A 10,282-nucleotide genomic window follows, 5' to 3' on the forward strand; every position below is an offset into this window, starting at 1 on the left:
CCAGAAACCCGGTTTCTAAGGGCCTGACAGTTTTATGTTTAATGATGCCCACCTACTTACTATCTCTAATAAATTCTATGGCGTTAATACTCCCCTGGTATTCGATCGCTCTAGGTTTTGGCGGCTTGATTGCTGGATGTTTAGCAGGGCTTTTGGGCATTGGTGGCGGGATTTTGCTAGTCCCTCTGATGGTGGGTCTGGGTTTGACACCTGTCCAAGGCGTAGCCACGAGTAGCTTCGCCATGCTGTTCATATCCATCTCCGGTAGCTGGCAAAACTGGCGGATGGGCAACTTGAACTTCCAGAAGGTGGCAATTTTGGGGCTTCCTTCTTTGCTGACTGCACAACTCGGAGTTTATTTGATCAAACATATTCCAGGCTATTTACTAATGAGTGGTTTCGGTTGCTTATTAGTGGCGAATATTTTTGTGATTAAACTTCAGGGAAGCCTCAGCAAACGGGAGGACACGAGAACAGATCGAAAAGAAACTTGGCTATTAAATTTGGGGCGGATTTTTACTGGTAGCGCCGCCGGTTTATTGGCTGGTTTATTTGGCATTGGTGGCGGGATTATTATGGTTCCCCTGCAAATTGTGCTGTTAGGAGAACCGATGAATATTGCGGCACCAACGAGTTTGGGAGTGGTTGTTCTGTCGGCATCGTCAGCTTTCACAGGTCATGCTTTGAAAGGAAATGTTCTGTATCCAGTGGGAATTATGTTGGGAATTGCTGGTGCGATCGGTGTGCAAATAGGAACGCGGTTGCTGCCAAAAATACCAAATTTAGTTGCCAGATTGGCTTTTCACACTATTTTGACAATTTTACCAATTTACATTTTCTGGCAAACAAGGATTAGCAGCCTTAAACAACCGATCGCAGAAAAGCTAAAGGCCGATCGCAAAATTCCTCAACCTCTAGTAGTTATTTATACAATTACGCACCAAAAGCAGTTCGTTACTGTGTCATTGAAGCCAAACGGCTACCTACTTAGTTCAACTTTATACAAAGCCGCCTAATGCAGGTTGTGAAGCGCGATCGCACAAACAAGCCAAAATCTGAATCTGGAGAGGTGCGATCGTTGAATTTAAACTAGCCTTAACCTAAACTGATATTAATCTCCAGTAAGCCGAGCGAATTATCGTAGTTACCTAAGTTTTCTGTCGGTGCGTTGGTGGATTGAGGAATGTGTGTTCTAGTATTTCTGGGAGTGCAGGTAATGAGTTCGATCTTTTTCAGTCCCAGCGATTGGCAGAGTATAGGCGTCAGGCTGGGTACAGCACTACTGGTTGGCGGTGCGATCGGCTATAATCGCCAACAACCCGGTAGACCCGCTGGGTTAAGAACATTTATGATAGTCAGCTTAGGCGCTGCTGCATTTGTGATGATTCCCTTGCAGGTGGATGGTGAAAGTACCTTCTACTCCACAAATGCTCTGAGTAGAACCATCCAAGGAGTTGCGGCGGGAATCGGATTTCTGGGTGCGGGAATGATTTTGCAACAATCGGGTCAGAAATTTGGTAAGACAGAAGTCAAGGGATTAACGAGCGCCGCAACTATTTGGCTGGCGGCTGGATTGGGAGCAGCAGCAGGTTGTGGATTGTGGCGAATGTGTCTGATCGGAACGCTGATGGCGTTAGCAGTTCTGAGTGGAGTCAAGAAAATTAAGAAATCTCCATTGATTCGTCTTGATGGCTACAAGCTGAGGAAAATACGGGAAAAGGATGCTGTATCGACCAAAGATGTACAGCAATAATTCATTCATTCTGCATCATCTGGATCTGGTTAATTGCGATCGTCTTCTAGCTTCTCTTCTACAGAAACCCAATCTGCACGGTTGATGGTGTTTTCTGATGTTTCCATTACGGCTAAAGCTGGATTTCCCTCATCGCTAACAGGATAGCACGCAGGCAGGTAGATTCCCAATTCGCGGAAAAATGCGTCTACAAACTGATTTCTTGGTTCTGCACTGACATCGTATTCCTGGTCGGGGTCGTAATCTTCATCCTCGTCGGGATACCAATTAAAATAGATGTCCGGTTTTTCGCGCAATTTCGACTCGAAATAAAATTCCTCATAACCCGCAGCGGACTCAAATTTTTCCAGTAACTCGCCATTCTCCAATAGCTCATACACAATAGCACCAGATGTATCCTCTTCCATCAGCGTAATTGTTTTGGTTTGAAGCTTGGCAGAAAGGGCTTTGGCTTCTTTAGGAACATCGTACAGTTCATATTTTAGCCAGCACAGCGATCTCAAAATTACCGTCCATTCGCTGTCATACACTTGAAGAAACAGAATTCCCCACGCGACTTCTTCGCCTCCTTCATCATCATCGTATACTGCTTTACTTCTTCGGATGGGAATGTTTTGCTCACACTGAATCGTTCGACTCACTATTTTGCGTTCTTTCATCCCAAAGGTTTTGTAATCCCTTCTTTCCTTCGTTTGTTGCCCTTCGCGAAATTCGATAAACGCCTGTACTGTCTCGTCGATGGGTGCTTTGACTGCTATCAGGGAGTATTCCGGGTGTCCGTTGTAAATCATCTTTAAAAAATCGAGAACACCCAATTTTTTCTGTGGTGAAGTTTCATTCATAACTGACTGCCCGAAAATTTTGCAACTTACACTTCTAGGATTCCCTATTGTCGCACTTGTTTATCTGATTGTCGATAATACCCTCGCATCATATCAGACCGCAGGCTCCCGTTTCATTAATCCGAAACGTGCCCACCATATTTTGGGGATACTTTTGACGGGCTTTTTGATAAGCCTTAATTTCATCTTGGTCAATGAAATAATCACCGTTTTCAGGCTCAATCATCATAAACCAGTTGTAATGGTTTTCGATTAATTCGGGACAGACTTTTTGCCAAATGATTTTACACCGCTGTCCGAAGGTATCTATTTCGGCTTGGCGTTTGGCTAGCTGTTCGGGAGGAAGATTATATTCGGGAAAAACTCGTCCCCGACGGCGAGTAGGATGGGTTATGGGTTGAATCATTTTTTTTTGCTTTATTTCGGCACATAACTCTTAATTTACCTTTTAATCCATAATAGACCTAGAAAACCGATCCAGTAGTTGTCTCTGGACTTTACTAAACTCAACACCAGGACGTATTTTTTTGATCTGTGCTTCTGCTTGGAGAGGATTATCGGCTAATTTTTTGGCGATCGCAACAGCAGCTACCACAGTTGCCGATCGTCCGTGTCCTAAAGCACAATGAATATATACATTTCCCTGCCAAGTAACGAGGCGCTTGATGAGCGATCGAAATACCAACTCATCTGGGACAGATGCGTCCAAAGTGGGTACGCAGATATAAGTTTTGTGTGCGATCGCGCTTTCGACTTCTGCAAATTCAGCAGTTAAATCTACAATCAAGCTAATATTAGGTGGCAATTCCCTCGCAAAGGCTCGCCTACCTAGCCAAATACCTGGTATAATTTCATTACAGCATTCTTCCTGACTTACCAGTCGTTGAATATGCCAGATTAGCCAGGTTAATAATAGATATGGTAGGAGTAATACCAAAGCCGATCGAGCAATTTTTCCGTTTGGTAGTTTTCCAAATACTTTTGCTCCTAACCATCCATACGCCAAACCTACTGCAATAAAACTAACGCCAAACCAAAAGAGCAAACATCCAGCAATAGCAAATACAAAACTTACTTGGATTAGATAGATGCCAAATATTAAAAACAGAATAGCGTACTTCATTACCAGGATTTGTGAGATTCCTAATACTGCACTTTGTAGTGAAAATAATATTTATCAGTTGAATATTACATATCTTGGTGGTGCGTTACGCTAAAAGCTAACGCACCTACGAAAAAACTAAGTTATTTTAGTGCTATTGGTCTTTTAAGACAAAGCATTTTCCAAATCTTCTTTCAAATCCTTCATATTTTCAATCCCAACCGAAAGACGTACCAAATTATTTTTAATTCCCCGTTTCAGCCTTTCCTCTTCCGGGATAGAACCGTGCGTCATTTTCGCCGGATAGCAAACCAGCGATTCCACGCCTCCCAAACTTTCTGCTAGTAAAAATAACTTCAGCCGCGCCACAAATTCCTCAACAGCAGCAAATCCGTCTTTTAATTCCAAACTGATCATCCCGCCAAAACCGTACATTTGTTGTTTGGCAAGCTGATATTGTGCGTGACTTGGCAAACCAGGATAATAAATGCGATCGATCTTTGGATGCTTCTCCAAAAACTGGGCTAAAAACAAAGCATTTTTCTCGTGTTCTCGCATCCGCACCGCCAAAGTTTTAATTCCCCGCATCACTAACCAACTATCAAAGGGACTTGGTACAGCACCGATCGCATTCTGGTAAAATTTCAATTGTTGATATAGTTCTTCGTTAGAAGTAACAACACCACCGCCAATGATATCGCTGTGTCCACCCAAATACTTGGTCGTACTGTGGACAACAATATCCGCGCCTAATTCCAGCGGTCTTTGAAAATAGGGACTCGCAAAAGTATTATCCACAACTAAAATCAGGTTGTGCCGCCGTGCAACTTCTGATATAATTTTAATATCGACAATCTTTAACAGCGGATTTGTGGGTGTTTCAATCCAAATCAGCTTTGTATTTGGTTGAATTGCCTTTTCAAAATCGTTTAAATCGTCAACATCTGCGTAACTTGTGGTAATACCCCAATTTTTAATTACCCTCTCCAGAACTCTATAGGTTCCACCATATAAATCGTCTCCGACGATAATATTATCGCCGTTTTTCAGCAGACTCAATACGGTGGTTGTCGCTGCAACTCCCGAAGCAAAAGCCAAACCGTATTTCGCACCTTCAATGGAAGCCAAAGCTTGTTCTAACGCGGTTCGGGTCGGGTTTCCCGTGCGAGAATATTCATAACCCTTATGTTGACCGATCGCTTCCTGTTCATAGGTCGAAGTCATGTAAATTGGTACAATCGCCGCACCCGTCACCGGATCGGGTGCTTGACCCTCATGAATAGCCCTAGTTTCAAATTCCATCATTCCTCCGTTTGACCGATCCAATATTTGATTAAATCGGCTCTCGTAATTAATCCTACAGGAACTTCTTCCTGTTTGATTATGATACCAGTAGTTCCAGACAAAAGCACCCGATAAGCTTCTGAGATATCCACATCTTCGTCAAGAATGGGTAAACCTTTACCCATCACCGCCGAAACTTCCTGGTTAGCAAAGTTTATCCCCTCATGCAGGAGTTTCATCAAAGATGCTTCATTTAAACTTCCCACCACATCATTATTATCAATTACCGGCACTTGCGATATATTGTGTTTTCGCAGAAGTTTAATTGCTTGCATCAGCTTATCTCTTGGACTCACAGAAATGAGCGATGGAAAATCTTTCTTCTGGGTAAGTATCTCGCCGATTTTGATAGATTTTACCGTTTTACCTTCCCAGAACCCATTTTCCTGCATCCATGAATCGGAATAGATTTTATTGATGTAATTTCTGCCAGTATCCGGCAAAAGCACTACAATATGTTTGGGTTCCGACAATCTAGCCGCGTACTTTAAAGCTGCTGCTACCGCTGTTCCGCAAGAACCTCCCACCAGCAAACCTTCCTCTAACGCCAAACGTCTAGTCATATTAAAAGACTCTTTATCGCTGACTCTCACCATTTCATCTACGATTTGGCGGTTAAAAGTTTTGGGAATAAAATCTTCGCCTATTCCTTCTACTTTGTAAGACTTGGGGCTATCTCCTGAAAGGATGGAACCTTCAGGATCTGCGCCTACAATGACAACATTCGGGTTTTGCTCTTTCAGATATTTTGCTACGCCGGAAATAGTGCCGCCAGTACCCATACCAGCCACAAAAACGTCAACTTTACCGTTACTATCAGTCCAAATTTCTGGGCCTGTTGTTAAATAATGAGCTAAAGGATTATTAGGGTTTTCAAACTGATTTGGTCTGTAAGCTCCAGGGATTTCTTTAGCAAGTCTATCGGCTACACCATTGTAACTTTCTGGAGAGTCAGGGGCAACAGATGTAGGGGTAATGACAACTTCTGCACCATAAGCTTTGAGCAAGTTAATTTTGTCCAGACTCATTTTATCGGGCATTACAAATATGCAGCGATAGTTTTTGATAGCAGCAACCAGCGCTAAACCCACACCAGTATTACCTGCTGTCGCCTCAATAATTGTGCCACCGGGCTGCAATAACCCTTGTTTTTCTGCGGCTTCAATCATGGTAAGACCGATTCTATCTTTGGTGCTGCCGCCGGGATTGAGATATTCTACTTTAGCGTAGATTGTTGATTCAATGTCTTGGGTAACTCTGTTGAGTTTAATTAGGGGGGTTCTGCCGATCGCTTCCAGAATGTTATTGTAAGTTGCCATAAGCCACCTGCGGAAAATATCTCTATCATACCATGTTTCACTTCACCCGTCTTTTTGTTATGCCGCTGTCGCTAATCAGCCTCGATCGTCCTCAAGAACTCTTCGACTTTAACCACTCCTATGCCGCGAAATGGATGCAATACAAGTAAATCTTTATCTCCACTGATGATATACTGAGCTTCTCCGCTCAAGGCCAATTCTAGAACTTTATCATCTTTCGGATCGCGGCATTCTTGCACGTTCTCTACTATTTCAATTAGAACCGATCGCTCCACTATAGCTTCTAAAAACTCCTCTCGTTCTTCGCTTGTCACGTATCGATTGAATCTTTCGCGCCCTAGTACTTCATTCAATTCTTCCAACAAATTAAGCGATAGCAATACTTCTCCATTTGCTAAAGCGTATCTAAGGGCTTGAGCAGGCTTTCCATTCTCAAACAAGAGCGCACTAATAATGACGTTTGTATCAAAAACGTAGCGCATTTTACTGGTCATTGAGAATTGAGTCCAAAATTTCTGGGGTTAATCCTCGTACTCGAGCCTTTCGGCTAATTTCACTCATAACCTCTTCTAGCGTTTTTTTATTCCGAGTTGCTTCGCTAAGTTTGAGACTCAGCAGTACTTCAAGTTTACGGCGTTGTTCTTCAGATGCCGTTTCAAAAATACGGGCAACTTCAGCATTGACACGAATTGTAATAGTTTTAGTTTCCATCAGTCACCTCTTAAAAATACCTCTATCTTACCATACTTTACTTGTTTCAGCCGAATGACTTTAGGCGATCGCTTTCCTCGGTATCTTGTCTGAGTTCTGGCGAGCGAAATCCCAACACGATCCGATTCTTCGGTATCCCCGCGCTGATCAGTTCTGTCCCGACTCCTTCCTCAGTTCCATCCCGTTGAATCCAAATCTTACCATCAATAATATCCACATGAATCAGACACCCATGCACTCGTCTGGTTGCTGCGTAAGGACGATCGCACTTTCCTAAAAAAAGCGATCGCCCTCTCTCTATTTTAACTATCAGCGGTTTTATTTCCGGTTTTTTCATCGACTATCCGCTTGAATAATTCAAATTGTTCTTGTTCCTCCTCTTTTGTCTTTGGCGGGTGAAATATAATCGTTTCTGAGTCTGGTTTACGGCGACTGAAAAGCACGCGCAAAGCCTCAAGATCGTCATCGCCGCCGCGATGTGTAAGTGCATAAGCTTTCAGTTCTGCATTAGTCATTTCTTCAAAGTTCGGTTTCATAGAAAATACCAAAGTCCACTAGGGGGTACAATTATTTGCAATTCGTCGCCTGCGAAAATATAGACATCTCCTGTTTGGGGATCGAAACGGAATAGTTGGATATTTTTAAAGCCGTTGGACAACATCTGACAGACTCGCAGACAGGCTTGAGCTTGTTCGTCGGTTGGGTTGATGGCTGTTTCCTCAATTGTGACATACAAATTAGAATACTACAAAGTAAGGACGATCGCACTTTCCTAAAAAAAGCGATCGCCCTCTCTCTATTTTAATTATCAGCGGTTTTATTTCCGGTCTTTTCATCCACTATCCGCTTGAATAATTCAAACTGTTCTTGTTCTTCTTCTTTTGTCTTTGGCGGGTGGAACCAGATTGCTTCAGAGTCAGGACTGCGGCGACTATATAAAACGTTCAAAACTTCATCAATATCTTTATCGCCACGATGCGCGATCGCATACTCTCTCAATTCTTTTCCAGACATTTTTTCAAAATTCGGTCGCATTTAAAAACCTCCAGACTCCGTTAGGGGGTACGACAACTTGAAGTTCTTCACTGGCAAAAATGAATACAATTCCGGTTTGTGGATTAAAACGGAATAGTTCAATGTTCCGGTAGCCGTTGGATAACCACTGACAGACTCGTAGACAGGCTTGAGCTTTCGCACAACCATAAACCCGGAAAATATTATGTGCGATCGCACTCTTTTTTTCATCAATTATGATGATCTTTCTTCTTGTTATTTTCTGCCTCGACTCGCTGGCGGAGCGCTTCTTTTCCTATGCGAATATTCTCTTCTATTGGCAAACCTTCTTCAGTAAACATGGATGGGTAAATTGTTGCTTCTGAATCAGGGGGATTGCGGCGACTAAACAAAGCACGGATTGCCTCATCATCATCGCGATGTGCGAGAACATAAGCTTTTAGTTCTGCTTTAGTCATCTGTTCAAACTTGGGTTTCATCTAAAAACCTCCACACTCCATTTTGGGGTACGATAATTTCAATTTCATCATTTGCGCCTGCCAAAATATATACTTCTCCTGTTTCTACATTAAAGCGAAATAGGTGGATATCTCGGTGCAAGTCGGACAATGCTTGGCAAAGGATTAAGCACATCAGTGCTTGTCTGGTTGTTGGGTAGATGGTTGTTCCCTCAATTCTGACATATAAATTAGAATACTACAAACTAGGGCCGATCGCACTTTCCAAAAAAAAGCGATCGCCCTCTCTCTATTTTAACTATCAGCGGTTTTCTTTCTGGTCTTCTCATCCACTATCCGCTTGAATAATTCAAACTGTTCTTGTTCTTCTTCTTTTGTCTTTGGTGGGTGGAACATAATCGCTTTCGAGTCTGGACTGCGGCGATTTACCAAAGCATCCAAAGCTTCTAAATCATCCCGATGTGTCAGTACGTACTCTCTCAATTCTTTTCGAGTCATTTGTTCAAATTGTGGTTTCATTGATAAACTCCCAATTTCCATCGCGATATACCATTATTTCTAAGTTGTCAGATGTCAAAATGTAGACATATCCCTTTTGTTCGTTAAAACTAAATAGCTGGATATCCCGGTAGTAGTTGGACAACATCTGACAGACTCGTAGGCAAGTTTGGGCTTGTTTGTCGGTTGGGTAAATAGCGTTATCCTCCAATTGTGCCATAAGTTATGATAGGATGGATTCGGTGTTACTAGCTACCCCCTCGCCATCGTGGATGAAACTCGCGCCCAAGCTTACGCCAATCTGATTCAACAACTCCTAAGTTGCCCCAACGGTGAGGAACCGCAGATTTTACAGGCCAATTCAGAATTGATTGATGGTGAGTTTCTGCAAGTTTGCCAGATAATAGCAGAAAACTTGGCAGGGGAAGGCCAGGAAAATGCGGCGGATTTTCTACGAAGTATGGCCAGTCAGCTAGGGGAATTGTTGGGGATGAATGATGAGGAAGATAGCGATAACTCTGAAGGGGAAAATCCCCGCAAGTATTTAGAGTTTATTCAAGAATTATTGCAGGCAGAAGAGGAAAGCAATAGCGATATTGCGGTAGTTTATCCGATTATAGACAGAAGAAAGCATCTCCTCAATGCCCGGTTTGCAGAAATATTACAGCAAGTGGCTGCGAATTTTATAGCTGAACATCCAGAAGCAACTAGAGAGATTGTCGCCATTATTGAAAATTTGAGTATTGATATTAGTAACTTTCCGCGTGGGAAGAGAGCGAATAATATTGAAATTGAGATCGCTGGTTATCAAATAGTTTTAAGCCATCGGGAACCGGGAAGCGAAAAATGGGCGCAAACGCAAAATAATCTGGCTGCTGCCTACTATTCCAGAATCAGGGGAGAGAGGGCAGAGAATATCGAAAAAGCGATCGAATTTTACACCGCCGCACTCACTGTTCGCACCCCCGATGCCTTTCCCGAAAATTGGGCAATGACGCAAAATAATCTGGCTGCTGCCTACTATTCCAGAATCAGGGGAGAGAGGGCAGAGAATATCGAAAAAGCGATCGAATTTTACACCGCCGCACTCACTGTTCGCACCCCCGATGCCTTTCCCGAAAATTGGGCAATGACGCAAAATAATCTGGCTGCTGCCTACTATTCCAGAATCAGGGGAGAGAGGGCAGAGAATATCGAAAAAGCGATCGAATTTTACACCGCCGCACTCACTGTTCGCACCC

Annotated in this window: 19 protein-coding genes; 3 read left to right on the plus strand and 16 right to left on the minus strand. The window is 43.0% G+C overall.

The window, feature by feature from the left end; all coding sequences use genetic code 11:
- Window positions 1-77 precede the first annotated feature (77 nt).
- Window positions 78-1,016: a sulfite exporter TauE/SafE family protein gene (locus LAY57_RS06905; RefSeq protein ID WP_249065606.1), complete on the plus strand. Its 939-nt coding sequence runs from the start codon at window positions 78-80 to the stop codon at window positions 1,014-1,016.
- Between the two features lie 200 nt (window positions 1,017-1,216).
- Window positions 1,217-1,753 (plus strand): MgtC/SapB family protein, encoded by a 537-nt coding sequence (locus LAY57_RS06910; RefSeq protein WP_249065608.1) that lies wholly within the window; start codon window positions 1,217-1,219, stop codon window positions 1,751-1,753.
- Between the two features lie 29 nt (window positions 1,754-1,782).
- Here the strand turns inward: LAY57_RS06910 and LAY57_RS06915 are convergent, their stop codons facing one another.
- The 16 genes from LAY57_RS06915 to LAY57_RS06985 all read right to left on the minus strand — a co-directional run bounded on the left by LAY57_RS06915 (window position 1,783) and on the right by LAY57_RS06985 (window position 9,261).
- Window positions 1,783-2,595, minus strand: coding sequence for a hypothetical protein (locus LAY57_RS06915; protein ID WP_249065609.1), 813 nt, complete (start codon window positions 2,593-2,595; stop codon window positions 1,783-1,785).
- Between the two features lie 88 nt (window positions 2,596-2,683).
- Complete coding sequence (locus LAY57_RS06920; RefSeq protein ID WP_249065610.1) at window positions 2,684-3,001, minus strand: hypothetical protein; 318 nt, start codon at window positions 2,999-3,001, stop codon at window positions 2,684-2,686.
- Between the two features lie 42 nt (window positions 3,002-3,043).
- Window positions 3,044-3,718 (minus strand): protein-tyrosine phosphatase family protein, encoded by a 675-nt coding sequence (locus LAY57_RS06925; RefSeq protein ID WP_249065611.1) that lies wholly within the window; start codon window positions 3,716-3,718, stop codon window positions 3,044-3,046.
- Between the two features lie 144 nt (window positions 3,719-3,862).
- Window positions 3,863-5,002: a cystathionine gamma-synthase gene (locus LAY57_RS06930; RefSeq protein WP_249065612.1), complete on the minus strand. Its 1,140-nt coding sequence runs from the start codon at window positions 5,000-5,002 to the stop codon at window positions 3,863-3,865.
- Window positions 4,999-6,360 (minus strand): cystathionine beta-synthase, encoded by a 1,362-nt coding sequence (locus LAY57_RS06935; RefSeq protein ID WP_249065613.1) that lies wholly within the window; start codon window positions 6,358-6,360, stop codon window positions 4,999-5,001. Before LAY57_RS06935 ends, LAY57_RS06930 begins: the two co-directional genes overlap by 4 nt.
- A 71-nt stretch (window positions 6,361-6,431) precedes the next feature.
- Window positions 6,432-6,854 carry a putative toxin-antitoxin system toxin component, PIN family gene (locus tag LAY57_RS06940; protein ID WP_249065614.1) on the minus strand — a complete coding sequence of 141 codons (423 nt, stop codon included), beginning with the start codon at window positions 6,852-6,854 and terminating at the stop codon, window positions 6,432-6,434.
- Complete coding sequence (locus LAY57_RS06945; protein WP_249065615.1) at window positions 6,844-7,071, minus strand: hypothetical protein; 228 nt, start codon at window positions 7,069-7,071, stop codon at window positions 6,844-6,846. Before LAY57_RS06945 ends, LAY57_RS06940 begins: the two co-directional genes overlap by 11 nt.
- A gap of 46 nt (window positions 7,072-7,117) precedes the next feature.
- Window positions 7,118-7,408, minus strand: a complete 291-nt coding sequence (locus tag LAY57_RS06950; protein ID WP_249065617.1) for an element excision factor XisI family protein — start codon at window positions 7,406-7,408, stop codon at window positions 7,118-7,120.
- Entirely contained in the window at window positions 7,374-7,607 is a 234-nt protein-coding gene (locus LAY57_RS06955) for a DUF6887 family protein (protein ID WP_249065618.1), read from the minus strand. Before LAY57_RS06955 ends, LAY57_RS06950 begins: the two co-directional genes overlap by 35 nt.
- Window positions 7,604-7,807: a DUF6888 family protein gene (locus tag LAY57_RS06960; RefSeq protein ID WP_249065620.1), complete on the minus strand. Its 204-nt coding sequence runs from the start codon at window positions 7,805-7,807 to the stop codon at window positions 7,604-7,606. The genes LAY57_RS06955 and LAY57_RS06960 overlap by 4 nt, the downstream gene beginning before the upstream one ends.
- A gap of 65 nt (window positions 7,808-7,872) precedes the next feature.
- On the minus strand, window positions 7,873-8,106 hold the full coding sequence (locus LAY57_RS06965; protein WP_249065622.1) for a DUF6887 family protein: 234 nt from the start codon (window positions 8,104-8,106) through the stop codon (window positions 7,873-7,875).
- On the minus strand, window positions 8,090-8,344 hold the full coding sequence (locus LAY57_RS36430) for a DUF6888 family protein (protein WP_420839069.1): 255 nt from the start codon (window positions 8,342-8,344) through the stop codon (window positions 8,090-8,092). The genes LAY57_RS06965 and LAY57_RS36430 overlap by 17 nt, the downstream gene beginning before the upstream one ends.
- Window positions 8,316-8,564: a DUF6887 family protein gene (locus LAY57_RS06970; RefSeq protein ID WP_249065623.1), complete on the minus strand. Its 249-nt coding sequence runs from the start codon at window positions 8,562-8,564 to the stop codon at window positions 8,316-8,318. The genes LAY57_RS36430 and LAY57_RS06970 overlap by 29 nt, the downstream gene beginning before the upstream one ends.
- Window positions 8,548-8,760 carry a DUF6888 family protein gene (locus tag LAY57_RS06975; RefSeq protein ID WP_420839070.1) on the minus strand — a complete coding sequence of 71 codons (213 nt, stop codon included), beginning with the start codon at window positions 8,758-8,760 and terminating at the stop codon, window positions 8,548-8,550. Before LAY57_RS06975 ends, LAY57_RS06970 begins: the two co-directional genes overlap by 17 nt.
- 77 nt (window positions 8,761-8,837) lie before the next feature.
- On the minus strand, window positions 8,838-9,062 hold the full coding sequence (locus tag LAY57_RS06980) for a DUF6887 family protein (RefSeq protein WP_249065626.1): 225 nt from the start codon (window positions 9,060-9,062) through the stop codon (window positions 8,838-8,840).
- A complete protein-coding gene (locus tag LAY57_RS06985; protein WP_249065628.1) occupies window positions 9,046-9,261 on the minus strand; it encodes a DUF6888 family protein in 216 nt (71 codons plus the stop codon). The genes LAY57_RS06980 and LAY57_RS06985 overlap by 17 nt, the downstream gene beginning before the upstream one ends.
- Before the next feature lie 48 nt (window positions 9,262-9,309).
- Between LAY57_RS06985 and LAY57_RS06990 the strand changes: the two genes are divergently transcribed.
- Window positions 9,310-10,282 (plus strand): tetratricopeptide repeat protein (locus tag LAY57_RS06990; protein WP_249065629.1); only part of this gene is annotated, 973 nt, incomplete at its 3' end.

This window comes from Argonema antarcticum A004/B2 (genome assembly GCF_023333585.1).
GTDB lineage: Bacteria > Cyanobacteriota > Cyanobacteriia > Cyanobacteriales > Aerosakkonemataceae > Argonema > Argonema antarcticum.

Coding starts and splice junctions, on each gene's coding strand:
- LAY57_RS06955 (WP_249065618.1), bottom strand. CDS start 7,607: ATGAAACCGAACTTTGAAGAAATGACTAATGCAGAACTGAAAGCTTAT.
- LAY57_RS06935 (WP_249065613.1), bottom strand. CDS start 6,360: ATGGCAACTTACAATAACATTCTGGAAGCGATCGGCAGAACCCCCCTA.
- LAY57_RS06985 (WP_249065628.1), bottom strand. CDS start 9,261: ATGGCACAATTGGAGGATAACGCTATTTACCCAACCGACAAACAAGCC.
- LAY57_RS06965 (WP_249065622.1), bottom strand. CDS start 8,106: ATGCGACCGAATTTTGAAAAAATGTCTGGAAAAGAATTGAGAGAGTAT.
- LAY57_RS06930 (WP_249065612.1), bottom strand. CDS start 5,002: ATGATGGAATTTGAAACTAGGGCTATTCATGAGGGTCAAGCACCCGAT.
- LAY57_RS06920 (WP_249065610.1), bottom strand. CDS start 3,001: ATGATTCAACCCATAACCCATCCTACTCGCCGTCGGGGACGAGTTTTT.
- LAY57_RS06910 (WP_249065608.1), top strand. CDS start 1,217: ATGAGTTCGATCTTTTTCAGTCCCAGCGATTGGCAGAGTATAGGCGTC.
- LAY57_RS06980 (WP_249065626.1), bottom strand. CDS start 9,062: ATGAAACCACAATTTGAACAAATGACTCGAAAAGAATTGAGAGAGTAC.
- LAY57_RS06970 (WP_249065623.1), bottom strand. CDS start 8,564: ATGAAACCCAAGTTTGAACAGATGACTAAAGCAGAACTAAAAGCTTAT.
- LAY57_RS06945 (WP_249065615.1), bottom strand. CDS start 7,071: ATGGAAACTAAAACTATTACAATTCGTGTCAATGCTGAAGTTGCCCGT.
- LAY57_RS06950 (WP_249065617.1), bottom strand. CDS start 7,408: ATGAAAAAACCGGAAATAAAACCGCTGATAGTTAAAATAGAGAGAGGG.
- LAY57_RS06940 (WP_249065614.1), bottom strand. CDS start 6,854: ATGACCAGTAAAATGCGCTACGTTTTTGATACAAACGTCATTATTAGT.
- LAY57_RS06925 (WP_249065611.1), bottom strand. CDS start 3,718: ATGAAGTACGCTATTCTGTTTTTAATATTTGGCATCTATCTAATCCAA.
- LAY57_RS06905 (WP_249065606.1), top strand. CDS start 78: ATGGCGTTAATACTCCCCTGGTATTCGATCGCTCTAGGTTTTGGCGGC.
- LAY57_RS06915 (WP_249065609.1), bottom strand. CDS start 2,595: ATGAATGAAACTTCACCACAGAAAAAATTGGGTGTTCTCGATTTTTTA.